Source organism: Croceibacterium xixiisoli (assembly GCF_009827305.1).
In the GTDB taxonomy this organism is placed as follows: Bacteria; Pseudomonadota; Alphaproteobacteria; order Sphingomonadales; family Sphingomonadaceae; genus Croceibacterium_C; species Croceibacterium_C xixiisoli.
Map to the genome: position 1 here is coordinate 1,224,604 of NZ_WTYJ01000001.1, position 24,912 is coordinate 1,249,515.

Annotated in this window: 20 protein-coding genes and 1 pseudogene; 10 read left to right on the forward strand and 11 right to left on the reverse strand. The window is 63.2% G+C overall.

Annotated features, from left to right (window positions below):
- Nucleotides 1–38 precede the first annotated feature (38 nt).
- On the reverse strand, nt 39–284 hold the full coding sequence (gene infA / locus GRI97_RS05885) for a translation initiation factor IF-1 (RefSeq protein WP_039095449.1): 246 nt from the start codon (nt 282–284) through the stop codon (nt 39–41).
- Between the two features lie 246 nt (nt 285–530).
- Here infA and GRI97_RS05890 point away from each other — a divergent pair, with 246 nt between their 5' ends.
- A complete protein-coding gene (locus GRI97_RS05890) occupies nt 531–3,395 on the forward strand; it encodes a TonB-dependent receptor (protein WP_161390149.1) in 2,865 nt (954 codons plus the stop codon).
- Nucleotides 3,396–3,436: 41 nt separating this feature from the next.
- Here GRI97_RS05890 and GRI97_RS05895 read toward each other — a convergent pair whose 3' ends face one another.
- Nucleotides 3,437–4,612: a BaiN/RdsA family NAD(P)/FAD-dependent oxidoreductase gene (locus GRI97_RS05895; protein WP_161390150.1), complete on the reverse strand. Its 1,176-nt coding sequence runs from the start codon at nt 4,610–4,612 to the stop codon at nt 3,437–3,439.
- Between the two features lie 118 nt (nt 4,613–4,730).
- Between GRI97_RS05895 and uvrC the strand changes: the two genes are divergently transcribed.
- Together uvrC and GRI97_RS05905 are read left to right on the forward strand one after the other, a co-directional pair.
- Nucleotides 4,731–6,671: an excinuclease ABC subunit UvrC gene (gene uvrC / locus GRI97_RS05900; RefSeq protein WP_161390151.1), complete on the forward strand. Its 1,941-nt coding sequence runs from the start codon at nt 4,731–4,733 to the stop codon at nt 6,669–6,671.
- A 63-nt stretch (nt 6,672–6,734) separates the two neighbouring features.
- Nucleotides 6,735–9,452 carry a glycoside hydrolase family 3 protein gene (locus GRI97_RS05905; RefSeq protein WP_161390152.1) on the forward strand — a complete coding sequence of 906 codons (2,718 nt, stop codon included), beginning with the start codon at nt 6,735–6,737 and terminating at the stop codon, nt 9,450–9,452.
- A 58-nt stretch (nt 9,453–9,510) separates the two neighbouring features.
- Here GRI97_RS05905 and GRI97_RS05910 read toward each other — a convergent pair whose 3' ends face one another.
- The 4 genes from GRI97_RS05910 to GRI97_RS05925 all read right to left on the reverse strand — a co-directional run bounded on the left by GRI97_RS05910 (nt 9,511) and on the right by GRI97_RS05925 (nt 15,078).
- The gene (locus GRI97_RS05910) at nt 9,511–10,413 is read right to left on the reverse strand and encodes an acyl-CoA thioesterase (protein ID WP_161390153.1); all 903 of its coding nucleotides are present in this window, start codon (nt 10,411–10,413) and stop codon (nt 9,511–9,513) included.
- A gap of 67 nt (nt 10,414–10,480) precedes the next feature.
- Nucleotides 10,481–11,380 carry a cupin-like domain-containing protein gene (locus tag GRI97_RS05915; RefSeq protein WP_161390154.1) on the reverse strand — a complete coding sequence of 300 codons (900 nt, stop codon included), beginning with the start codon at nt 11,378–11,380 and terminating at the stop codon, nt 10,481–10,483.
- Complete coding sequence (locus GRI97_RS05920; RefSeq protein ID WP_161390155.1) at nt 11,377–12,558, reverse strand: GNAT family N-acetyltransferase; 1,182 nt, start codon at nt 12,556–12,558, stop codon at nt 11,377–11,379. The genes GRI97_RS05915 and GRI97_RS05920 overlap by 4 nt, the downstream gene beginning before the upstream one ends.
- Before the next feature lie 402 nt (nt 12,559–12,960).
- Nucleotides 12,961–15,078, reverse strand: coding sequence for a sodium-translocating pyrophosphatase (locus tag GRI97_RS05925; protein WP_161390156.1), 2,118 nt, complete (start codon nt 15,076–15,078; stop codon nt 12,961–12,963).
- Nucleotides 15,079–15,369: 291 nt separating this feature from the next.
- Here GRI97_RS05925 and GRI97_RS05930 point away from each other — a divergent pair, with 291 nt between their 5' ends.
- The 4 genes from GRI97_RS05930 to GRI97_RS05945 all read left to right on the forward strand — a co-directional run bounded on the left by GRI97_RS05930 (nt 15,370) and on the right by GRI97_RS05945 (nt 19,506).
- Complete coding sequence (locus tag GRI97_RS05930) at nt 15,370–16,449, forward strand: fatty acid desaturase (protein WP_161390157.1); 1,080 nt, start codon at nt 15,370–15,372, stop codon at nt 16,447–16,449.
- A gap of 75 nt (nt 16,450–16,524) precedes the next feature.
- Nucleotides 16,525–16,719, forward strand: a complete 195-nt coding sequence (locus GRI97_RS05935) for a hypothetical protein (protein ID WP_161390838.1) — start codon at nt 16,525–16,527, stop codon at nt 16,717–16,719.
- Between the two features lie 259 nt (nt 16,720–16,978).
- Nucleotides 16,979–18,298 carry a reverse transcriptase domain-containing protein gene (locus tag GRI97_RS05940; RefSeq protein WP_161390158.1) on the forward strand — a complete coding sequence of 440 codons (1,320 nt, stop codon included), beginning with the start codon at nt 16,979–16,981 and terminating at the stop codon, nt 18,296–18,298.
- A gap of 317 nt (nt 18,299–18,615) precedes the next feature.
- Nucleotides 18,616–19,506 (forward strand): hypothetical protein, encoded by an 891-nt coding sequence (locus tag GRI97_RS05945; RefSeq protein ID WP_161390159.1) that lies wholly within the window; start codon nt 18,616–18,618, stop codon nt 19,504–19,506.
- Nucleotides 19,507–19,534: 28 nt separating this feature from the next.
- Here GRI97_RS05945 and tnpC read toward each other — a convergent pair.
- The 4 genes and pseudogenes from tnpC to GRI97_RS18560 all read right to left on the reverse strand — a co-directional run.
- A pseudogene (tnpC, locus tag GRI97_RS05950) lies at nt 19,535–20,584 on the reverse strand (IS66 family transposase); the annotation flags it as partial.
- Between the two features lie 156 nt (nt 20,585–20,740).
- The gene (gene tnpB / locus GRI97_RS05955; RefSeq protein WP_161390160.1) at nt 20,741–21,094 is read right to left on the reverse strand and encodes an IS66 family insertion sequence element accessory protein TnpB; all 354 of its coding nucleotides are present in this window, start codon (nt 21,092–21,094) and stop codon (nt 20,741–20,743) included.
- Nucleotides 21,091–21,237: a hypothetical protein gene (locus GRI97_RS18555; RefSeq protein WP_235917617.1), complete on the reverse strand. Its 147-nt coding sequence runs from the start codon at nt 21,235–21,237 to the stop codon at nt 21,091–21,093. The genes tnpB and GRI97_RS18555 overlap by 4 nt, the downstream gene beginning before the upstream one ends.
- Complete coding sequence (locus GRI97_RS18560) at nt 21,237–21,536, reverse strand: transposase (RefSeq protein ID WP_328598501.1); 300 nt, start codon at nt 21,534–21,536, stop codon at nt 21,237–21,239. Before GRI97_RS18560 ends, GRI97_RS18555 begins: the two co-directional genes overlap by 1 nt.
- 136 nt (nt 21,537–21,672) lie before the next feature.
- Between GRI97_RS18560 and GRI97_RS05965 the strand changes: the two genes are divergently transcribed.
- From GRI97_RS05965 to GRI97_RS05975, 3 genes are all read left to right on the forward strand, one after another.
- Nucleotides 21,673–22,056: a VOC family protein gene (locus GRI97_RS05965; RefSeq protein ID WP_235917618.1), complete on the forward strand. Its 384-nt coding sequence runs from the start codon at nt 21,673–21,675 to the stop codon at nt 22,054–22,056.
- Nucleotides 22,057–22,528: 472 nt separating this feature from the next.
- Nucleotides 22,529–23,242 (forward strand): DUF6683 family protein, encoded by a 714-nt coding sequence (locus GRI97_RS05970; RefSeq protein ID WP_161390161.1) that lies wholly within the window; start codon nt 22,529–22,531, stop codon nt 23,240–23,242.
- Nucleotides 23,243–23,392: 150 nt separating this feature from the next.
- Entirely contained in the window at nt 23,393–24,283 is an 891-nt protein-coding gene (locus GRI97_RS05975; RefSeq protein ID WP_161390162.1) for a BKACE family enzyme, read from the forward strand.
- Between the two features lie 184 nt (nt 24,284–24,467).
- Here GRI97_RS05975 and GRI97_RS05980 read toward each other — a convergent pair whose 3' ends face one another.
- Nucleotides 24,468–24,908: an acyl-CoA thioesterase gene (locus GRI97_RS05980; RefSeq protein ID WP_161390163.1), complete on the reverse strand. Its 441-nt coding sequence runs from the start codon at nt 24,906–24,908 to the stop codon at nt 24,468–24,470.
- Nucleotides 24,909–24,912: the final 4 nt, after the last annotated feature.

Genomic DNA, 24,912 nt, shown 5'->3' on the forward strand with positions numbered 1-24,912 from the left:
CCACGGGGTGATGTCCGACAGGATCGCCACGATGGAAATCAGGACGGGCCGGGGCCGCCGCGACCCGGCATGAAGCGATAGGTGATGCGGGCCTTGGTCAGATCATAGGGGGTGAGTTCACACAGCACTTCGTCGCCCACAAGCACGCGGATGCGATTCTTGCGCATCCTGCCGGCAGTGTGACCCAGCACTTCATGGCCATTTTCAAGCTCTACCCGGAACATCGCATTGGGCAGAAGTTCCACCACCCTGCCGCGCATTTCGAGGAGTTCTTCTTTGGCCATGCAGGGTCAGTTTCCGTAAGTGTGAATCAACATGGGCGGGGCCCATAGCCTTGCAAACCGCCAAAGGGAAGCCTTTACGCGGGCATGCCTGCCGGCAGGACAGTCTTTGCCGTCAACGCCCTGCCTTACAGTCGCGATACATCTGCGACACTTTATTACCCACCGCGACTTGCGAATTTGGCCTGTGACGGCGAGTTGCAGGATCAAGGGGAACGGTGTTTTTCTTCTGGTTCAGGGATTACGATTTTGCGCATTGCTTCATCAGTCAGTCTGGTCAGCCTTTCGGTCTCGCTCGCCCTGGCGGCGGTGCCGGTGGCAGCACAGCAGGCCATCACGCAGGATCCCGGAGATGCCGGGGGCAGTGCCGAAGAACCCACCGCGACCGATGGGGAAATCCTGGTCGTTGCGCAGCGTTTGCGCGGCACGGTCGACAGCGCGCAGCCGCCGCTGCTGGAACTGACGACTGAGGATATCGCCGCCTACGGTGCCGGCTCGATCGCCGAATTGCTCGAGGCGCTGGGGCCGCAGGTCAGCAGCGCACGCGGACGTGGCGGCGGCGGCGGGCCGGTGATTCTGGTCAATGGCACGCGCATTTCCAGCTTCCGCGAAATGCGCAGCTATCCGCCCGAAGCGATCGAAAAGGTTGAGGTATTTCCGGAGGAAGTGGCCCAGCAATATGGCTATTCCGCCGATCAGCGGGTGGTCAATTTCGTCCTCAAGGCGAATTATTCCAGCCGGGAGGTTGAGCTGGAATATGGCCAGCCCTGGGATGGCGGCTATTCCACGCAGCAGGCAGAGGCGACCTATGTCCATATCGCCGGCCAGTCGCGCCTCAATTTCAACGCCGAATGGAACAATTCCAGCCTGTTGACCGAAGCCGACCGCAATGTCGTGCAGGCCGAAGGCACGGTGCCGCTGGCGACCGATCCCGATCCGGCGAATTATCGCAGCCTGGTGGGGGATAGTGCCTCTCTGGAACTGACCGGCAACATGACCACGCGGCTGGCCTCCAACGGCACCTCGCTCAGCCTGAACGGTACCTATGAGCGGGAAGACAGCCTGCGGCTGCAGGGTCTGGACAGCGTGCTGCTGGTGGGGCCGGGCGCCGATCCGGAATCGCAGCTGCGCAGTTTCAACCCGGATACGCCGCTGACGGTGAACTCGCGCACCGAAACCTATTCGCTGGGCACCACGCTGAACATGCCGTTGGGCAAATGGCAGATGACCGCCACGATCGATGGCAGCCGTAGTGATGCGCGCAGCCTGATCCGGCAGCGGGCCGATACCAGCGGGCTGCTCGCCTCAGCCCTGTCTGGCGATCTGGCGCTGAACGGCGATCTAGGCTTGATCACGCCGGGCGGTTTTGACGAAGCATGGACCCAGTCCGACAGTGCCAGCGCCAAGATCACCGCCATGGGGCGGCCGTTCTATCTGCCGGCGGGCGATGTGAATGTGACCTTCGATGCCGGCTATGATTACGCCAGCATCCGCAGCACTGACACCCGCACCACCGGGCCCGACACCTCGCTCAAGCGCGGCAATCTGTCCGCCGGCGTCAATGTCGGCGTGCCGATCACCAGCGTTCGGGACGATTTCGGCGCGGCGCTGGGCGATATTTCGCTCAATCTGAGCGGCGGGGTTGATCATCTTTCGGATTTCGGCACGCTCACCGACTGGTCGGTGGGCCTGACCTGGTCTCCGTTCGATCTGCTGTCGCTGAATGCCAGCTACATCGGCCGGGAAGCGGCACCTTCGCTCAGCCAGCTGGGCAGCCCGACCATCGAAACGCCCAATGTAGCGGTTTATGACCTTTCGACCGGCCAAACCGTGCTGGCCACGCTGATCACCGGTGGCAATGCGGCGCTGCCGGCCCAGACCCAGCGTGACTGGAAGTTCGGCGCCCAACTGGAACTGCCGTTCCTGCAGCGGTCCAATTTCTCGGTCGATTATTTCCGCAACAGTTCCAGCAATGTGGCCAGCGGTTTCCCGGTGCTGACCCCGGCGATCGAGGCAGCCTTCCCCGGGCGGGTAACGCGCGATGCGGCCACTGGGCAGATTCTGTCGATCGATCAGCGCCCGGTGACCTTCGCGGAACAGAAATCCGACCGGATCCAGTTCGGGCTCAATCTGTCGGGCTCGTTCGGCAAGGCTACGCCCCAGGCGGGCGGCGGCGGCTTTGGCGGGGCTGGCGGTGGCACCCCGCCGCAGGGCGGTTTCGGGCGTCCGCGCGGCATCAATGCCGATGGCACGCCGCCCCCGGGTGGGCAGCAGGTGCGCCAGGGCGGACAGTTCGATCCGCAGCGTTTTGCCGAACTGCAGCAGAAAATCTGCGGCGAGGGCGCACCGCCCACGCTGACGCCTGAACTGCTCGCGGAACTGCCGCCGGGCATGCAGGAACGGCTGAAGGGCACCGACGGGCAATATGACCCTGAAAAGGTCGCGGCGATGCGCGAACGCATCTGCAGCCAGGACGGGCCAGGCTCCGGTCGCGGGCCAGGCCAGGGTGGTGAAAGCAATGCTGCCGGCGGAGCCTCAGGTGGTCCAGGTGCCGGCATGGCGGGTGGACCGCGCGGTCCCGGTGGGCCGGGTAGTGGTCGCGGCCGGGGCATGGGCGGCATGGGCCCAGGCGGTGGTGGCGACGGCAAGGGACGCTGGATGGCCAATTTCCAGTTCACCCATGAGTTTTCCAACAATGTGCTGATCGCACCGGGCGTGCCGATGCTGGATCTGCTGGATGGGGACGCGATTTCGGGCGGGGGGCAGCCGCGCGATGCCTTCACCATTCGCGGCGGTGCCTTCTATCGCGGCTTCGGCACGATGCTGAACGCCACCTACACCGGATCGAGCCGGATCGCGGGGACGAGCAATCTGTTCTTCGACGATTTCATCAAGGTGAACGCGCGGGTGTTCGTGGATTTCAACCAGCAGGCCAGCGTGCTGGAAGCGGTGCCGGTGCTGAAGAATGCCCGGATCGGCTTCTCCATCGACAATATCTTCAATGCCCGTCAGCGGGTGACCGATGACAATGGCGTGGTGCCCATCCGCTATCAGCCGGCGCTGGTCGATCCGGTCGGGCGCTCGTTCGAAATCGAATTCCGCAAGCTGTTTTGATGATGGGGCGGGGGTCGGTCATGCCGGCCTCCGCTGCCCGTTCAGGCCGCCAGTCCGGCCGCCACGCCGCTGGCCCAGGCCCAGTGGAAATTGTAACCACCCAGCCAGCCGGTGACATCCACCGCCTCGCCAATGGCGAACAGGCCCGGCAGCTTGCGGGCCTCCATGGTTTTCGACGACAGTTCGGCAGTGGAAATGCCGCCGATCGTGACCTCTGCCTTGGCATAGCCTTCGCTGCCATTGGGGCAGAAAGGCCAGTCGCCCAGCCGCTGTTCCGCCGCGCGCAGGGTTTTGTCGGACAGATTGCCGAGTTCACCGCCCAGCGCGATCCGCTCTGCCAGCGCATCGGCCAGCCGATGGGGCAGGGCCGCGCGAAGCTGTGCGGATAGCGTGCTGCGCGGCTGGTCGCGTTTCGCCGCCAGCAGCCAGTCGCCTTGGTGATCGGGCAGGAAATCGATCCCGATCGTGTCGCCCTTCCGCCAGTAGGAGGAGATTTGCAGGATCGCCGGGCCGGACAGGCCGCGATGGGTGAACAGCGCCGCTTCGCGAAAACGGGTCTTGCCCGCGCGGGCGCTGACGTCTGCCGATATGCCGGTCAGTTCACGGAACAGCGCCTCTTCCCCGCCCAGCGTCAGCGGGACCAGCGCCGGGCGCGGTTCGACCACTTTCAGCCCGAATTGCCGTGCCAGATCATAGGCATAGCCGGTGGCTCCCATCTTCGGGATCGAGGGGCCGCCGGTGGCGATCACCAGCGAGGGGGCGCAGACAGTGTCGCTGCCTGCATTCAGGGAGAACAGGCCATCGGCGTGGGCGATGTTGCCGATTTCGGCCTCGCAGCGCAGGTCCACCGCGCCCTGGCCGCATTCATCCAGCAGCATGTCCACGATCTGCCGCGCAGACCCGTCGCAGAACAGTTGCCCCAGCGTCTTTTCATGCCAGGCAATGCCGTGGCGTTCGACCAGATCGAGGAAATCGCGCGGGGTGTAACGGGCCAGGGCGGAGCGCGCGAAATGGGCATTGGCGGACAGATAGCATTCGGGGCGCACATGCAGATTGGTGAAATTGCAGCGGCCACCGCCGGAAATCAGGATTTTCTTGCCCGGGCGGTCGGCACGTTCGAGCAGCAGCACGCGCCGCCCGCGCTTGCCCGCGGTGGCGGCGCACATCAGGCCTGCGGCGCCGGCGCCGATAATGATGATGTCATGGGTGGCTGTCATCGGCGCCGCATAGGCCGATTTGCCCGGCGGAGGAAATGAATCGCCATTTCGTCCTGCCGATGGGGATGGACATGGCTTTGCGCGTTTTCTTTTTCCGGGCAAATCCTATGTAGGGGTCATGTCGCGGACCCCAGCCGGAACTCCTCATAGCCCCGCCGGGGCAGACCGATTCAACGAAGATCACGCCACCTATACGGTGCGCGGTGCAGGCCAGCCCGATATCGACGCCGGGGTGGCGGCAATCCGCGATGTCGTGCGGACGCTGAAGCCGAAGCCGGGGGTCTATCGCATGCTCGATGCGCGGGGGGATGTGCTGTATGTGGGCAAGGCGCGGGCGCTGAAAAACCGCGTGGCGAACTACACCCAGATCGCCAATCTGAGCGGTCGGTTGCAGCGCATGGTCAGCCAGACCCGCGCGATGGAAATCATCACCACCAATTCGGAAGCCGAGGCGCTGCTGCTGGAAGCGCAGCTGATCAAGAGATTTCGTCCAGCTTACAATGTTTTGCTGCGCGATGACAAAAGCTTCCCCTTCATTTTGCTGCGCGAAGGGCATGATTTTCCGCGCATCATGAAACACCGTGGCGCGCGCAAGGCGAAGGGCAATTATTACGGCCCCTTCGCCAGTGCCGGTTCGGTCAACACCACCATCAATGCGCTGCAGAAGCTGTTCCTGCTGCGCAGCTGCACCGACAGCTTCTTCAGCCGGCGCGACCGGCCCTGCCTGCTCTATCAGATCAAGCGGTGTTCGGCGCCCTGCGTCGGGCGGATCGACAAGGCCGGCTACGATGAGCTGATCAGGGAATCACGCGATTTCCTCGGCGGCCGGTCGGGCGCGGTCCAGAAGAAGATCGAGGCGCAGATGGCCGAAGCGGCCGAGGCGCTTGATTTCGAACGCGCGGCCATGCTGCGCGACCGCCTGCGCGCTGCGACTTTCATCCAGGGCACGCAAGCCATCAATGCAGAGGGCGTGGGCGATGCCGATGTCTTCGCGCTGGCGGCCAAGGGCGGCCAGGTGGTGGTGCAGGGCTTCTTCATCCGGGGCGGGCAGAACTGGGGCCATCGCGCCTTCTTCCCCACTCACACGGCGGGTGTAGATGATGATGAGGTGCTGAGCCGGGTGCTGGCGCAATTCTATGAGGAAGTGCCGCCGCCGCGCACCCTTTTGGTCGATCGCGATCTGCCCGATCGGGAATTGCTGGAACAGGCGCTGGGCGAACTGGCCGGGCGCAAGGTGGAAATCAGCGTGCCCCAGCGCGGCGATCGGCGCCGGTTGATGGAACAGGCGCAACGCAATGCGGTCGAGGCGCTGGATCGCCGGCTGGCGGAAAGCGGCACGCAGGCCAAGATCCTGCGCGAACTGACCGATTTCCTCGAACTGGCGGACCTGCCGCGCCGGATCGAAATCTATGACAACAGCCATATTCAGGGCGCCAAGGCCGTCGGCGGCATGGTGGTGGCCGGGCCGGAAGGCTTCCTGAAAAACCAGTATCGCAAGTTCAACATTCGCGAAGCGCAGACCAATGACGATTTCGGCATGATGCGCGAAGTCATGGGCCGGCGGTTCGGCCGCGCGCTGGAGGAAGACCCTGATCGCGATGGCGGCATGTGGCCCGATCTGGTGCTGATCGATGGTGGCAAGGGGCAGATATCATCGGTCAAGGATGCGCTGGAGGAACTCGGGATCGAGGATGTGCCGCTGATCGGCGTGTCCAAGGGGCCGGACCGCAATGCCGGGCGCGAGATTTTCCATTTCCCCGATGGGCGGGAGAAGACGCTGCCGATCAATGATCCGGTGCTGTTCTATTTGCAGCGGCTGCGGGATGAGGCGCATCGGTTCGCCATTGGCGCCCACCGGCAGAAGCGCAGCCGCGCGATCAGCGCATCCCCGCTGGATGAGATTCCTGGCATCGGCCCGGCCCGCAAACGCGCGCTGCTGCTGCATTTCGGCACCGCCGGGCGGGTCCGCGCCGCCGCGCTGGAGGATCTGCAGCGCGCCCCGGGCGTCAGCGCGGCGGTGGCGCAGACGATCTATGATTTCTATCATCAGCGGGGTTAGCCTTCGGTTGACCGCCGCGCAGTGAAGGCAGACAACTCCCGCCTATAAGATCGGGAGGGAATCATGCGGTATCGCGCTGTGGCAGCCATGCTGGCTGTGTCGTCATCCATCATGGCTGTGGCCTCCGCGCCGGCCCACGCGCAAACCTCCGGCGCGGCAACCCTGTGGGGCACGCAGGGGGCAGGTTGCGAAGCCCCGGCAGGCGAGGCACAGCCCTGGCGCAATCCTGCCCACAGCCCCGAATGCCGGGCACGTTTTGTGCTGCAGCAGTTCCGCAATCTGGAAGAAAAGCTGCTGTTCCTCAGCCCGCCGCCGGCTGGCCTGACCGATGAGGAGATAGCGCAGCGCACAGTGGTGCGCGATGTGGCGGCGGAGCTCGGCCTGCCCAAGATCGGCGGGTCCGACGGGCCGGCGGGCCTCGCGCGCGGCGCCACCGCCACGGCGCTGCCGTCCCCGATCGCGATTGCCGCCAGCTTCGATACCGGCATTGCCCGGCAATATGGCGGCGTGCTGGCGCGCGAATTCCGCGCCGCCGGGCTCGGCAATATCCTGGGGCCGGCCTTCGATATCGCTCGCAGCTGGAAATTCGGCCGCCTGTCCGAAAGCTTCGGCGAAGATCCGTTCCTGACCGCCGCAATGTCGGGAGCGGAAGTGCGGGCGCTGAGCGATGGCGGCGTGATCACCACCATGAAACATTATGCGGTCTATACGCAGGAGGCGGGCCGGGTGGGCGATCAGCCCAGCGGTTCGGCACCAACCGGCAACAACATCGTCAGCGAGCGGGCGATGCGGGAAATCTATCTGCCCGGGTTCCAGGCCGCCGTGCAGCAGGGCGGGGCCGGCGGGGTGATGTGTTCCTTCCCGCGCATCAACGGCACCTATGCCTGCGAAAATCCGCATCTGTTCGATATCTTGAAGCGCGAATGGGGTTTCGATGGCACGGTGAGCCCGGATTTCCCCTCCGCCCAGCGCAGTATCACCCGCGCGGTGATGGCCGGGCTGGACAGCGGGTTCTTCACCCCGGTGCCGTTCAACGCGGCGCTGGCGAAGGAAAAGCCGCTGGCGGAGGCGGCACGTGCGGGGGATATTCCGGAGGCACGGATCGATGACATGATCCTGCGCCGGCTGATCCCTCAGTTCCGCATCGGCCTGATCGACAATCCGCCCGCCACCCCGGGTGGAAAGGCACTGGCGAATGTTTCGACCCCGGCCAACCGCGCCATCGCGGCCGATATTGTCGCGGCGGGCACGGTATTGCTGAAGAATGATGAGGGAATTCTGCCCTTTGGCCGCGATGTGCGATCCGTGGCGGTGATCGGATTGCAGGCCACCGACAAGGCCACGGTGGTGGAGCAGGGATCGCCCTATGTTCGGCCGGCCCATCTGCAACCGGCGCTGCCGGCGATCCGCGAACGGGCCGGGCGGGGAGTGCGGGTGACCCATGCGCAGGGGACGCTGGGGCTGGCGCCGCTGCCGCCGGTGGATGCGAAACAGTTCGCCGCGCCCGGCGGGGGTGCGGGTTTCCGGGCGGAATACGCCGCCAATCGCCTGCTCAATTTCAGCGCTGCGCCGCTGGCGACGGCGGTGGTGGCGGACCCGTCGCTGGCGACATCGCCGGATATTGCCGGATTGCCGGGGGGCAATGGCTGGTCGGTGCGCTACACCAGCCGGTTTACGCCTGCGGAGAGCGGGGTGCATCGGTTTACCCTGCATGGATCGGGCACGGCGCGGCTGTTGATCGATGGGCAGGAACGGGGCGGGTTCGAACTGGCCGATTTCGGCAATGCCGCCTTTGCCAATGTCGCGCTGCAAGCCGGGCAAGCGGTTGATATCCAGATCGAATATACCCCGCGCAGCGCGCTGCGGACCGAGCGGCAGGAAATGTTCGGCATGGAAATGGGGCTGACGCTGCGTTTCGGCCATGCCGGGCCCGACCAGCTGATCGCCGAAGCGGCCGAGGCAGCCAGAAAGGCTGATGTTGCCGTTGTTTTTGCAGGGGAATTGGTCGGCGAAGGGATGGATCGGCACAACCTGGCGCTGCAGGGCGATCAGGATCGGCTGATCGAGGCGGTGGCCGCGGCCAACCCGCGCACGGTGGTGGTTCTGAGCACCGGTGGACCGGTGGCGATGCCGTGGCTGGGGCGGGTGCAGGGGGTGATGGAGACCTGGTTGCCGGGCGATGCATTCGGGCCGGCGATTGCGGGGATGCTGTTTGGGGATCGGGAGCCGGGCGGGCGCCTTCCGGTGACTTTCCCGGCCGATGAGACCCAGGGGCCGGCGACAGAAAGGCGCCAATATCCAGGGCTTTACGAGCCATCGGGCACGCTGGGTGATGCCTATTTCGAGGAAGGGATCTTTGTCGGTTATCGCTATTGGGATCAGCATGGGCAGGTGCCGCTGTTCCCGTTCGGATATGGGCTGGGTTACGGATCGGCGGAGCTGGCGGTGGCAGATGTCAGCCTGACAGCTGATGGCGGAATTTCCGGGACAATTCAGGCGCATAACGCCGGATCGCGGGCCACAAATGCGGTGGTGCAGGTCTATCTGGGTCTGCCGGCGGTGGCCGGTTCGCCGCCGAAGGAGCTGAAGGCGGTGGTGAAGCTGGAACTGGAGCCGGGCGCCCGCTCCAGCGCGCCCTTCACCGTCCCGGCTGACGGGTTAAAATACTGGGACGAAAAGGAAAATACCTGGAGAACCGCGCCCGGAACCTATCGCGTGATGGTCGGGCGATCATCCCGCGATATCATCTGGGAAGGGACGGTGGAAGTGCCGGCAGAGTGACGCGCAGCCTGCGCAGGAGCGCGCCCTGCCTGCGCACGGGCACCCCCTGCCTGCGCTTTTACTCCGCCGCCACCGGCCGGATCATGCCTTCCTGCGCGACGCTGGCGACCAGCCGGCCATCGCGGGAGAAAATCTGACCACGCCCGAAACCACGGGCGAGACCCGACCAGGGACTGTCCGTTACATAAAGCAACCAGTCGTCGGCACGGAAGGGGCCATGGAACCAGATCGCATGGTCGAGGCTGGCCGCCTTGAGCTGCCCCAGATGGAAGCTGAGCCCGTGCGGCTGGATCGCGGTGGAGAGCAATTGGAAGTCGCTGGCATAGGCCAGCACCGCGCGGTGGACGGGGGGATCGTCGGGCAGTGGGGCGACGGTGCGGAACCAGCAATGGGCCTTGGGCTCGCGCTTGCCGGGGGACTGCCAGTTGCGCGGCTCGACGGAGCGGAAATCGATCGGGCGGGCGCGCATCATCAGATCGCGCATGGGGCCGCTGGGCAGCTGTTCGGCAAAGCCCCGGCGGATGGTGCTGTCGGGCACCAGCTCTTCGGGCGGGGGCACGTCGGGCATGTCGGCATATTGATGCGACAAGCCTTCCTGCGGGGTCTGGAAGGAGGCGATCAGATTGAGGATCGGTTCGCCGTTCTGGCTGGCGACGACGCGGCGGTTGCTGAAGCTGCGCCCGTCGAGATCACGCTTCACGCGAAATTCAATCGGCAGATCATCGGTGCCGCTGCGCAGGAAATAGGCATGCAGCGAATGGGTGTGCCGGTCTGGCGCCACGGTACGCCGCGCAGCGCCGAGCGCCTGGGCGATGGCCTGCCCGCCGAAGACCCGGCCGGAGCCGCCCTTCTGCCGGTGGCCGATAAATCGATCCCCGCCACGCGGTTCCAGATCGAGAAGCAAGGTGAGCTCCGCGACGAGTTGTTCGGGAGTCGGGGCGGGGTGAACCAGTGTCGCCATTAGCGGGTCATGCGCCGCTGCCCGGTGCCAGTCAAGCAAGCGGCCAAATTCAGGCAGTGCCCATCATTCAGGCCAGACCGGGAATGCGCCGCGCCAGGCGCCAGCCCAGCGCTTTGGCTTGATTGCGGGCGGGCCAGCGCCGGGGCGGCTGGGGGTTGAGGCCGATCCGGCGCAGCAGCTTGTTGAAGGCGCGCGCGTCCGCCTCTGCAAAGCTCCATTCGGATCGCCAGGTGATCGAGAGCGAGATGGCCCGCGCGGGCCCGTTGCGGACATAGTGCGGCGCCATCACCGGCACATAGATCGCCTGCCCGGGCGAGAGATCGAACGGGGTGCCGCCGGCATCCAGATCATCCTGCCAGGTCAATTCGCGCCCGCCGCCGGTGTGATAGGCCTCATGCACGGCATCGGGCGCGAAGCGGGGGTTGCCGGCGGGGAAGACGGTCATCCGCTTTCTGCCGACCAGTTGCAGCAGGATGTTGTGTTCCGGATCGAAATGATAGGGGGTGACGGCATTGGGGCTGGAAATGAAGATGAAGGACTGGGTCTTCATCATGGCGCCGGTCTTGCCGGTGATTTCGCGTTCCAGTTCCGCCAGCAATTCGGCCAGCAGCGCGGCATAGGCCGGTTCCTGCTCGATATTCTTGAGCACGGCCCAGCTGTTGCTGGTATCGATATTGCGGATGGTTTCGCCGATGGAAAGGCCATTGCTGCCCGGCTTGCCATCCACGCCGATGGGCAGATTGCCACGGTTGTATTCGACCGACCGCGCGGGCAGCGCTTCCCCCAGGCTGGCCAGCGCATCGAGCTCGAGCAGCGGGTGGCCGCGCAGCTGATGGTGCAGCAGATGCGGCTGTTCGGGATAGGAGGCGGCGAAGATATCGCGCGCGTCGGGCGGGAAGATCGGCTGGCCCGCAGGCGCGGTGTCGCCGGGTGTGGCGGCGTTGAACTGGTTGTCGTGCAGGCTCATGACAATCCCCTTGCCGGTGCCCCGGTCTCCCTTGCGGCGAGCATGGCGAACAGGCGGCGGCGAAATGCCCCGCCGATGCCGATATTGTGCCGCGCCATGCTGCGCCTTTCGCGCCAGAAATGATCGATCATCGGATGATCGGCCGCCGCGCAGCTGTCGCAATAGGCGATGTCGTCACGGGTCAGCAGTTCCAGATTTTCCCGCTGCAGCAGCACGCCGGGGGAAAAGCGGGCGTAATCTTCGTCAAAGGCGGTCTTGAAGGAAAAGGCCGCCGGGGGGGTGATGAAGCTGGCGAGCATGGCCAGCGGCCGGCCATCCAGCCGGATCGCCAGCCGGTCCAGCCGGCCATGGGCGGCCGCACCGAGCAGGGCGGCGCGGAAGATATCGGCCGTGCGCGGATCGCTGGCGAGGGCGGAACCGGCCTGCCCCTTCCACCCCCGCTGTTCCAGATCGAGGAATTCGTCGATCCAGGCCGCGACGCTGGCCGGATCATTTGCAGCATTGTCGGCGCGTTCGACGCTCAGCACGCCCTCTTCGCCCAGGCGGCGGTGCTGGCGGCGCAGTTCCTTGCGTTTCTTGCCGGTCAGCGATTGTTCGAGATAATCGTCGGGTGAGAGGGTGGAGGCGAGCACGGCGCGTTCTTCGCGCATGACGGTGGCGGCCGGGCGGCGCGTGCCGGCCAGCGCCTGCACCAGCGCATCATGCAAGGGGCCGTCTGCCGGCATGTGCGAGAGGTGAAGAAACAGCGCGGTGCCGGCATGGCCATCGCACCAGGCCAGCAGAGCCTGCCAGAATGCGGTTTCCATGCCGCGCGCGACCAGCGGGGTGCCGAGGAAGCAATTGGCATGCACCCAATTGTGCAGATGGGGCAGCGGATGGCCGTAATAGCGCGCCGCCCGCGTGACCGGCAGCAGGGCAAGCAATTCGCCGCCCGCTTCCATGCACAGCAATTGCACCTTGCCCGCCGGATCGAAGGCGCGGAGGGAGGGGAGGAGAAACCAGCTTTCGAAAAAGGGGTTGGGTTCCAGCGCCTTGCCCGCCAGCGCATCCCATTGCGCGCAGTGATCCGGATCGGCGAAATGGGCGGTGCCGAGCAGGCGAATCTGCGGCGCAACGACCCCATCGCCCGGCACGGGGGCCGATGCATCGGAACGGGGCAAAGCGGCGCTGGCGGCCAAGCGGCGTTAACCTTTGAAGCTGCGGGCAGATGCGCCCATGGCGGCGGCCTTAGCCCATCCGAGCGAAAGAAGGCTTAATTGGTGTGGTAAGCAAATTCCTATCGCGAGGGTGGGTGAGCCCGGGCGCGGGTGTTGGCGCGTGGCCTTCGACGGGCTCAGGCTGAGCGGGGGTGGGTGGGGGTTGCGGGGTTTTTTGGGCCAATGTGCTCGCGTTATGTGCTCCCTCGAGTTCCCGCCGTTTTCCAGTCCATCACCACATCCGCTCATGCTGAGCTCGTCGAAGCAGAGGCACAGCAGCTGACCCGGGCGCGTGGCCTATTTCCAACAGCGAACGGCCCGGGGTGAGCCGGACCGTTCGTGATATACTCCGCAGCCAGCCGAGGCGAAAAGGAAGCCCGCAGATTACCCGCCGGCGAGCGCCGCCAGCATCAGCAGGGCGACGATGTTGGTGATCTTGATCATCGGATTGACCGCCGGGCCGGCGGTATCCTTGTAGGGGTCGCCCACCGTGTCGCCGGTCACGGCGGCCTTGTGGGCGTCGCTCCCCTTGCCGCCGTGGTTGCCGTCTTCGATGTATTTCTTGGCATTGTCCCACGCGCCGCCGCCGCTGGTCATCGACAGGGCGACGAACAGCCCGCCCACGATCACGCCCAGCAGCAGAGCACCCAGCGCGGCAAAGCCATTGGCCTGCCCCGCCACCAGGGTGATCACGAAATAGACCGCGACCGGGGCCAGCACGGGCAGCAGGCTGGGCAGGATCATTTCCTTGATCGCCGCCCGCGTGACCAGATCGACGGTGCGGGCGTAATCGGGGCGCGATGTGCCGGCCATGATGCCGGGGTTGCCGGCAAACTGATCGCGCACATCCTTCACCACATCGCCCGCCGCGCGGCCCACGGCGGTCATGCCCATCGCCCCGAACAGATAGGGCAGCAGCGCGCCGAGCAGCAGCCCGACGATGACATAGGGATTTTCGAGCGAGAAATTGACGCCCAGCCCGGGGAAGAAATGCTTGAGATCGGTGGTGTAGGCGGCGAACAGCACCAGCGCGGCGAGGCCGGCCGAACCGATGGCATAACCCTTCGTCACGGCCTTGGTGGTGTTGCCCACGGCATCGAGCGCGTCGGTCTTTTCCCGCACACTGTCATCCAGCCCCGCCATTTCGGCGATGCCGCCGGCATTGTCCGTCACCGGGCCATAGGCATCGAGTGCGACGACCATGCCCGCCAGCGCCAGCATGGCCGTGGCGGCATAGGCGATGCCGATCAGCCCGGCGAGCTGATAGGCGATGATGATGCCGGCCACGATCACCACGGTGGGCAGGGCGGTCGCCTCCAGACTGATGGCCAGCCCCTGGATCACATTGGTGCCGTGACCGGTTTCGGAGGATTTGGCGATGGATCGCACCGGGCGGTAATTGGTGCCGGTGTAATATTCGGTGATCCAGATGATCAGGCCGGTGATGACCAGCCCCAGCATGGCGCACCAGAACAGATCCTGCCCGGTGAAGCCGACTGCGCCGGCTGCACCATTGGTTGCGTCGCCTCCCAGCACCACCGTCATATCGCCCAGCGCCAGCTGCATCACGAACCAGATCAGCGGCACGGACAGGACGGCGGTGACAAGGAAACCCTTGTACATCGCGCCCATGATGTTGGTGCCGCCGCCCAGCCGGACGAAATAGGTGCCGATGATCGAGGTGACGATGCAGGCCCCGCCGATCAGCAGCGGCAGGGACATCATCGGCATCAGCAGCGTGCCCAGATTGCCCAGCAGCAGCGCCGTCAGCACCATGGTGGCGCCGACGGTGACCACATATGTTTCGAACAGATCGGCGGCCATGCCGGCGCAATCGCCGACATTGTCCCCCACATTGTCTGCAATCACGGCCGGGTTGCGCGGGTCATCTTCGGGAATGCCCGCCTCCACCTTGCCCACCAGATCGGCGCCGACATCGGCCGCCTTGGTGAAGATGCCGCCACCCAGCCGGGCGAAGATGGAAATCAGCGAGGCGCCGAAGGCCAGGGCCACCAGCCCATCCACCACGGTGCGGCTGTTGGGCGCAAATGCCATCACGCCGACCAGCACATAGAAGAACACCGCAATCGCCAGCAGCGCCAGCCCGGCCACCAGCATGCCGGTGATCGCCCCGGCGCGGAAGGCCAGGGTCAGCCCCTGCTGCAGCCCGCGCTGCGCCGCCGATGCGGTGCGGACGTTGGAACGGACGGAGATGTTCATGCCGATGAAGCCGGCCACCCCCGACAGGATCGCGCCGATGACGAAGCCGACGCCCGAGATCGGGCCGAGAAACACGGTGACGAGCACCGCCACGACCAGCCCGACGAAGGCGATGGTGGTGTATTGCCGGCGCAGATAGGCCTGCGCCCCTTCCTGAATGGCGCCGGCGATTTCCTGCATGCGGGTATTGCCCGGATCAGCGCTGAGCACCTGCTTGCTGGTGACGAAACCGTACACGATCGCCAGCAGCCCCAAACCAATGGAAATAATAACGAGGTCCATGACGCAAAGCCTCCCCCCATCCTCCTGGGCGGAGCCGATCTTCGCGCCGGTTCCGCGCAATGGAGCAGGGCTAAGTACAGATGCCCGCCCATGCAAGCGGAAACCGTTTGCTAGTGAACGAATGTGGCGCGTGCGGAGGTGCCTGGGGCGCTTTGCTGCGGCCATGTTCCGGTTTGATACTGGTCCCTTTTGTTGCTGGGACGGCCGCAATATTGCCGTAGAACATGGTTTATGAGATTTTAACCATAACCGGCGGGATGGTCCGCCGCAGCAAACAGGGTCGCAACGGGCATGGACAATCCGGGCAGAGGCAACGGATCGATCTTCGCATCGCGGTCAGACGCCGAAGAGGCGGACCGCCAGGATATTGATGTCACGGCACTTCCTGCCGATCCGCAGGATGCGCTGATCCTTGATCCTGCGCAGCAGGATGCGGCCAGCGATGTGCTGGCGCGCGGCCCGGCCGATTCGCCAGCCATCGGGCTGGCGGCGCCGGATGAGCTGGATCGGTATGTCCGGCGCGATCTGCGCAAGGAAGAAATGGCCATCGCGCGCCAGTATCAGGGCGGGCGGATGTGGCCCTATGTGGTGATTGCCTGGGGCGGGTTTGCGCTGTGGCTCAGCCTGTTTCCGCTGACGATGATGGGCATCATGCCGCTGTGGATCGCGTTCGTGATTTCCTGCGTGCTGGCGACGGGCGGCTATGTCACCAGCCATGAGGCGATGCATTCCAATATCGCCCGGCCGGGCACGCGCCATCGCTGGGTGAACGAATGGGTGGGCAAGGTTTCGACCATTCCGATCGTGTTCCCCTTTTCCATGGCGCGGCTGATGCATCTTGAGCATCACTATCATTGCAACCATCCGGAAAAGGACCCGGATTACACCGATGAGGCGCCCAACAGCCTGATGGCGTGGTACAAGACCTGGTACAACCGCCAGCCGGGCGTGGATGGATCGATCCATCATTACAAGCGAATCCTGGCCGAAATGGGCACGCCCGAGGCGGCCAAGGCGCTGAAGGACACGCTGAAGCTGCAGCTGCTGTTCATGGCGGTGCTCTTCACCATGGCGTGGAACGGCTATGCGATCGAGGCGGCGCTGGTGTGGTGGCTGCCGCGCCATATTGGCCTCAGCTACATTCGTTTCTATCTCAGCTGGGCGCCGCACCACCCGCGCGAAGGCAACACCGGCCGTTACGAGCAGGCGGTGATTTTCAAGAGCCGGCTGGGCCATGTGATGTCCATGGGCATGGAAACCCATTTGATCCATCACCTCTATCCCAACATCCCCAACCACCGCACCCGCGCCGCATACTTCGCGCTCAAGCCGATCCTTGAGCAGCGCGGGGTCGATATCAGCAAGATGTGAAGCCAAAGCATCGTGCAGAAAAGTGGGCACCGGTTTTCTGCGACAACGATGCGATGACAAGAGGCGAGCGTGACGATGGAAGTGGCGGTCAAGAAACTGTTTTACTGGATGCCGTTCCTGTTCGGCATCGGCTTCATCGCGCCGCTGATCGCGCAGAGCATGGCCTATTGGGACATCGCCGCGCCGCTCGGCATGAGCCGGATCGTGTTCGGGCTGCTCATCGGCGCGCCGTGGGGGCTGGTGACGGTGATCAGGGGGCGCTGGGTTTAGGTTTGGGTGGAAGTAGAAACATGCGGTGGAAACGCCCTCAGCTGACTTGACCTCCCGACACCTATGTTGCTAGTCTGTTCTTGTTGGCTCTAGTGGGTTTCGCGGCAGGCGGTCATACCGTCGGGACCGAGGGACGCATCTACGGCGAGGCGGAGGCGAAAGTCGAAACCTCGATTGCGCGGCAAGGACCGAAAGGCTCCGTCGCGGAGTTCAGCACTCCCGTCGGGCGGGTTGGGCGCACTGACAGAACGCCAAAGACGTGAAGCAAAGCTTGTTACAGAAGGTGCGAACGGCGAAAAACTTGGAGAGTGCTTGGCGCACAATCCAAGAAAATAGACGATCCTCCAAATCAGAAGATGTACGTTCAGATATTTCGAAGTATCAGGAAGATGCAGCGGGGAATCTTCGATCACTTCAATCACGTCTATGTTGCAGAAAATTTAAGTTTCCGCCTGCAAAGGGTGTTCCGATACCCAAGCTCGATATGAAAGGCCGGAAAACAGGGAGAATACGGCCTATCGTTCTTGCCTCCGTCGAAAGCCGGATCGTTCAGCGAGCCGTCTTGAATGTTCTTGTGGAGCTTCCGTCACTTAAGCCATTCGTGAAAACTGCATACAGCTTTGGCGGTATTCGGTCAGAAAAGTCCAAGACGACCCAGACAGGCGACAAAATTCCTCGATCCGAACGCATGTCTGCAGTGCCTGCTGCTGTTAAAGCCGTTCTGGATACCATCGAAGGAGGCGCGCGGTTCGTCGCCTGCGGCGATATACAATCATTCTTCACTAAAATACCGAAACCAGCGGTGATAAAAATCATCGCGGATGCGACAGATGACGCGGAATTCACTGCTTTCTTTTCTGAAGCGATCCGTGTCGAGCTGAGTAATCTAGACGATCTTCGTAAGCATGGCGCAGATTGGCCAATCGAAGAAATTGGGGTGGCGCAGGGAAATTCGTTATCCCCTCTTCTCGGCAATATCGTGCTCGCCCATTTTGATGCTGAAATGAATACAGGGGATTGCCATTGCATCCGATACATTGATGACATCATTATTCTTGCGCCAAATGCAAGAGCGGCAAATGCGCGTTTAAAGAAGGCTGCAGCGCTGCTCGGTGAGCTTGGGATGACCCTATCGCCTGAAAAGACATCTTCCGGAGCGGTTTCGATTGGCGACGGGTTCGACTTCCTTGGCATCAATTTTTCACCAGGCGCTGTGCGTCCGGCCAAAAAGGCGCAGAATAATTTTTTGGCTTCAGTCGATGCTCTTTTTGATGAAGGTCAGAAGTCACTCAATCTAATGAGAGACGGAAATCATGAAAAGCGACCGCATACTCTTCTTGGCACACTCAAGAAGTTGGACGGCATGATTGACGGCTGGGGGAAGCACTATTGGTTCTGTAACGACGATCAGATTTGGAAGAATATTGACTTCAGAGTCAACGAAAAAATTTCCCATTTCCTAGGTTATTACAGAGAAGTCCGTAAAAGTGCAATTCAAGAACGAAAGATGGGTTTATTAGGCGTATCTGAGTTAATTCGAATTGACCGTGAGCCATTTAGATATCCAAAAATTGGTTAACGCAGCGACTTATAGCTGCCGCCAATCTAATTGTGTTGGCTTCACCGCGCCGCTGATCGCGCAGAGCACGCCTATTGGGACACCGCGGCACCGTTCGGCATGAGCCGGATTGTGTTCGGGCTGTTGATCGCTGCGCCGTGGGGCTGGTTACGGCTGGTTACGTTGATCAGGCGCGGTGGGTTTAAAGTTGGTTAGCAGCCAATAAGGGTCCGGTCAGTGCCGTTGACGGACGAAGCTGGTGATCGCTCAGGTTGTTGCAGCCGTTTGCATTTTAGGACAGTTTGCATTCGGACTTAAGTTTTTGGGAAGGGATAAGAATGAGCGCCAACCGCCTGCGAGGGGCGCACTTATTTACAGCTGGTCTGTTGTTAGCGGGCTGCGGCGAACAGCAGCTTTCGTATAGCTCGGCGCCGGGCTTCATTGATTTGAAGCCAGATAATCTTTGGGGTCCTCAGTACCCATACTCTCCGCCAGAAAGCGACGGCCGACCATTCGATCCGACCGGCGGCATCGGCGTTCAGAAGTTCGCCGACCAGTTGATCGGCAAGCGCATAGCCACGTTCGTGGGGCATGGCTGGGACTCCCTGCGGTCAGGTGTGAATGTGAATGATTTTTTCACCCCGCCAGAACCGGGACCTGGCACAGGCATCTGTATGGCTCGCCGCTTCCAGATCGGCAGCACCTCCGAAGGAGGTGGCGAAGTGAAAGCGGCAGACGGTGAGTGGCGCGATAATGTTTACGCCATTGCAGGCAGCGTTGCTCCAGTGCCCGGCCCACCTTCGAGCGACTATAAATCTCGCCTGCTTCAGGCATGTCGAAAACGCTCAGATATGGATATGTGGTACTCAGCAAAATCTGGACAAGCGTATTTGGCGGCACGTCTGGCTGACGCCGTAATTGCGACCGCAAGACAGCCTCTCGGTTTACCCTTCGAACTTCGCTGTACGCCTTACCCTAGTTCCGAAAGAGAGAAGCCGCTGTGTCAGGCTGACGTCCGCAAGAGCGTCGCGTCTATCAATCCACGGGCAATCATTGAGGTGGGCGATTGTTTTGACGCGAAATTCCCGAACTGCCTGTCTATCCAATTTCCAAAAATGCCGGAGCGATCGACACAGATCGAGGATCGATGGACGCTCAACGTACACTTCAAGGACAATGGCATAATCGAGAGCGTAGCCGTGGAAGATACCCGGCTGATTATCGACTGAATATGTGCGTCTCGTCGAAATCGGGTGCTTATGTCTGCCAGTTCCACGGGAGCAGTTCGTCGATCCGATTGATGGGATGGCCGTTACCGATCCGGTCGAGCACATCGGCGAGCCAAACCTGCGGGTTCAAATCGTTAAGCTTGGCCGTCTCCAGCAAGGAGTAGATGGCAGCAGCTCTCTCCCCGCCACAGTCGGCACCCGCGAAAAGCCAGTTCTTTCGGCCTACCGCGATACCGCGCAGGGCATTCTCGGCGAGGTTGTTGTCGACCTCAAGCCGCCTATCCTCGGTATAGGCAAGCAACTGAGGCTTGAGCTTCACGGCATAGCGCAGCGCCTCGGCCAGCGGTGATCGCGCGGAAATCTGCGCCAGCACGCCATCGGCCCATGCGAAAAAATCCAGCGCCCGCAATCTGGACAGCTTGCGTGCCTTGCGCCGGTCATCGGCAGGATCGCAGGCGATGCTACGCTCGACATCGTATAGCGCGCGGATGAGCTTCAGCCCTTCGGCGGCGACGGAATGCGGGTCGGCCTTGTAGACGTCGTGCAGCTTGCGCCGCGCATGCGCCCAGCAGGCGACAGGCGTTATCAGCCCCGGTTGACGATCAGGCGCGTAGAGCCGTTCGAACCCGGCATAGGCATCCGCCTGCAGGAAGCCCGCAAATGTCTTGAGGTGCTCGCGCGGATGCTCGCCCTTGCGATCCGGGCTGTAGCGAAATAGCGCCGCCGGTCTGTCGCTGGGTCGCCATCGTCGGTTGTCGCGCAAATAAATCCATGGTCGCCCCGTCGCGGTCTTGCCCGTCCCCGGCGCCAGAACTGGTACGGGCGTATCGTCGGCATGAAGCTTGGGGCTGGCGATGATATGATCGGCGATACGATCGACCAGCGGCTGCAACAGCCAGCTGACCTGTCCCATCCAGTCAGCCAGAGTCGAGCGACTGAGATCAACGCCTTCACGCGCATAGATACGCGACTGCCGGTAGAGCGGCAGATGGTCGGCGAACTTCGACACGACGACATGGGCGAGCAGGTTGGGACCGGCGCGACCACGCGGGATCGGCAAGGATGGAGCCGGTGCCTGTTCCGAGGCCGCGATACGCGCCTGCATATCGGCGAAAAGCGCGCGCAATGCATCGGGATCGGCAGGAAGGTTTAACTCGTCGGCAGACACGGTTCCCCATAGCAAAATGGCCCATGCAGACCAAGGAAAATGCCCGGTTTTACGTCACTTTGTCCCTTACATCTGCACGGGCAGACGCGGCGCTTCCGGGGCGATGGTCCGCCGCCAGTCCATCGCCTCGATCAGCAGTGCAAATTGTGCCGGGGTCAGCACCACGCCGCCCTCGACAAGCGGCGGCCATACGAAACGATGCCGCTCCAGACGCTTGGCGAACAGGCATATGCCCGAGCCGTCCCAGTGGAGGGCCTTGAGATAAGTGCCGCTCTTGCTGCGGAACAGGAAGACATGACCGCAATAGGGTTCGACCGAAAACAGCGGTCGCACCAACGCCGCCAATCCGTCGAACCCAAGGCGCATGCTGACCGGCTTGCTCGCGAGATATACCTTCGTACCCGGGGCCAGTGAGATCATGAAATATCCCGCAAGGCTCGTAGCACGCGGGCCAGCGCCTTCTCGTTCACATAACTGTCCACCCACAGGCGCACGCCGCTGGGCAAGTCGATGCCGATCTCGCCGGGCCGTGCGCCGGGATGCGGACGGGTTAGCTCTTCCATCACTGGCATCGTGGGGACGGGCTGGGGCTGGAAAGGCGGCGGTGCCGGTGCGACGGCAACAAGATTGCCTTCCGGCACGGCCCCGTATGTATGAAGGCCAATGGCTCACTGGCGATCTTCTCCGCCTGCCGTCGCGCTGTCCGCCAGCTGTAGATCAGGCTCTCCGCTATATCGTGCCGCTTCGCCACCTCTCGCACAGTGACATCCGGCGCGTCCGCTTCCCGCATGATCGCGGCCCGTTCGGCAGGGGAATATTTACGGCGGCGCTCCGTGCGGGTGATGACCTCGATCCGGCCCATCTCCTGATCTCCTTATGGAGTCCAGAAGGAGACTCTTATCGGCTCTCCCTCGCCAACGGAGCAGGAACGCGCAACACGCCGAAGGCCGGACGCTTACAGCAGCCAGAGAGGAACCTTCTTCTCCTGAGGTATTTCCATGGGCATGCTGCACCATGTCTCCCTCGGAACCGCTGACCTGAACCGGGCGCGCGCCTTTTACGATCTGGTCATGCGCGAACTCGGTTTGCGCCGCACGCTCGATGTCGAGGACGCGGTTGGCTATGGCGCGGGCATTACCGTGTTCAGCCTGAATATTCCGGCTGATGGAAAGCCGGCGTCCGCTGGCAATGGCGTGCATCTGGCCTTCGAGGTGGAGGCGCGCAGCGCGGTTGATGCGTTTCATGCCGCAGCGCTGGCGCAAGGCGGGGTTTGCGAGGGACCGCCGGGCTTGCGGCCGGAGTATGACGCGAACTATTACGCGGCTTTTGTGCGGGATCCGGATGGGAACAAGATTGAGGCTGTGACTTTTGTGGCGTCGTGATGTTAATCCAACGGAACGCAGGAAGTGCTTTGCGAAATTGGCGCCAGCTTGCGGTGATGAATTAGACGCCCTGCGTTGCCGATAAAGGCTCGACTTTCGAGAGCTTGTTGCTGGATTCCCGCCTGCGCGGGAATGGCGAACTAGAACAATTGCCCACTCGCCATTCCCGCGAAGGCGGGAATCCAGTCGGCGCAGCGGTCCGAAAGCCAGATCACTCGCGAGGTCGGGCCTATGCGGGCCGTGTTCCTCGATTGGCCCTGGCGTCCTTGTGCGGTTCGCTTTCTTTGTGCGCTTCTTCTCGGGAAGCGCGAAGTCCGGGCTAAGCCCGTCACGCCAAACGATCCGCCTCAGCCTCTCCGCCAAGCAGGCAGGATGATACAAAAGGCGGGTGAACCGAGCCGGCCTGCGGTGACAGGCTCTTCTCGCGTGATAGTCTCCTTACGACCCGGATCGACGTAGAGGAGAAGATCGCATGCGGAAAATGGCGCTCGCTTTGGCGGCTGTAGTGGCTTTTCCCTCTGCTGCGCAGGCGGAATATGTGAATATCGGCATCTGGGGGAATGGCATTCTGGGCCAGCTGGCGCTGCGCAATGCCGAGGCGGCGTCGCGGAGCAGCGATTCCGAGCGGCGGTCTACGCCGGAACGGAGCCGCCGGCAGGATCAGTCGGGCGAACTGACCTTCGTGCGGTCTGCCGCAGTGACGGACCAGATCGAAGAGGCACTGGCGCCGCGGCTGGCGGAGATGGTGTCGCTGCCCTTCACGATGGAGGATCCCTCTGCTCTCGTCCGGTCGGCCGGCACGCGGTCGATCTATCGGCAGGAACTGGCCCGGCGCGGTTTTTCCGAGCATTCGGTCGATGGCGCGACGGCACTGTTCCTGGCGGTGGGGTGGGAACTGGCGAATGGGGCGCGGCTGACGCCCGAACAGAATGCCGCCATTTACCGGCATGTGAACCGCACCCTGCCATCCACCCCGCTGGCGCGGCAGAGCGATGTGCGGCGGCAGCAGGAGGCCGAGATGCGGCTGATCGTATCGGCGCTGTGGCTGCAGGAAGCGAGCGCACGATCGCGATCGCCCGCCGCGATGCGGGAGATGTCTGACGCGGTGTGGGATGATGTCAGGCTGATCACCGGCAATGACATGCGCGATTTTGTCGTGACGGCGGACGGATTTTCCCGCCGATAAAGCTGGCCCTGGCGGCAGAACCTGCCGACCCGTCGCAAAAGTGGCATCACCTGTTGATGTTCGGGCGCGCTTGGATGATCAGGTGTTCAGCCAGAGCCCGGGCCGCATGGAGGCGCCGGGCGGCAGTTTGCCTATTGCGAGAGGATGACCATGAGCGACCGCCGTATCCTGACCATTGCCCCTACGGGCGGCATGTCGATGAAAAGCGCCAATCCGGCGCTGCCGACGCAGCCGCAGGAGATTGCCGATGTGGTGGTGGCCTGCGCCAGGGCCGGGGCGGCGGTGGTGGCCGTGCATGCGCGGCGGCCGGATGACCAGGCGACCTGCAATCCCGATATCTACAGCGATATCAACGCCCGCATTCGCGAACATAGCGATATCATCATCAACAATTCCACCGGCGGCGGCAATTCGGGCGATATGCTGATCGAACGGCCCGATGGCCTGTTCGAAAGCGATTTCGAGGAACGGCTGCGCGGATGCGACGGGGTGGGCGCGGAAATGTGCACCTTCGACGGGGTGACCGTGGTCGATACCGTGAACCCGGAACGCGAAGTGGTGGTGATCACCAGCCCGACCCGCTGCGAAACGCTGGTCAAGCGGATGACCGACAAGGGGATCAAGCCGGAATGGGAAGTGTTCAGCCCCGAACACATCCTGCAGGATGCCACGCGCCTGATCCAGAAGGGCTATGACAAGCCGCCCTATTATTTCAACCTGGTGCTGGGCGGGGACAAGGGTTTCCAGGGGGCGATGCCCTATTCGCATGATGTGCTGGATTTCATGGTGAAATGCCTGCCGCCGCAATCGATCTGGTGCATTTCCGGGATCGGCCCGGCGCAATTGCCGGCAACCACCCAGGCGCTGCTGCTGGGCGGGCATGTGCGCGTGGGGCTGGAAGACAATCACTATTACGCCAAGGGCGTGAAGGCGGACAATCTGATGCTGGTGGAACGCCAGGTGCGGATCATGACCGAGCTGGGGATTGAGCCGATGTCGGCGGCGGAATCGCGGGAGCTGCTGGGGTTGAAGGCGCTCTGACATATTGCCTACCGCGTGATGCCGGCCGCTGAGCCGGCGTCACGCAGTTTGGCATCCTTGGGGCCGACACGGTCCAACCCTGCGGGAACCTGAGCTTGTGGCCCGATGGATGCCGGATCAAGTCCGGCATGACGGTGAGGCGGTGTTTGTGAGGGGGCGCTTGCTCTCTACAAAGGTGCCTGCCTCAGCCTTGCGGAAGGAATTTGGCGCGGATGCTGTCTGGCACGCGTTCCGCGCGCAGGCCGCCGGGGCGGGTGGGATCGGCCACGGTCCAGACCCGCTTTTCCGTGGCCGCGACGCAGAGCTGGCCATCCTTCAGCAGCCGGTGAGCGACCGTGAAGCTGCTGTTGCCGAAGTGCGGGGCGGCGACCTCCAGCGTGACCATGTCGCCATAGGCGGCGGGGCGGGCGAATTGCGCGGTCAGATCGACCATCGGGAAGCCGACCACGCCGGCCTGCTGCAGCATGTCCCGCTTGCGCATGCCCAGCGCCTGTTCGAACAGGATGATCGTGCTTTCGCCGAACATTTCGAGGAAGCGCGGGGCATAGACGATGCCCGCCGGATCGCAGTGACCCCATTCGATGCGATAGGATCGGGTGAGGAAGGCGGTGAAAGTCTCATCCATGGGC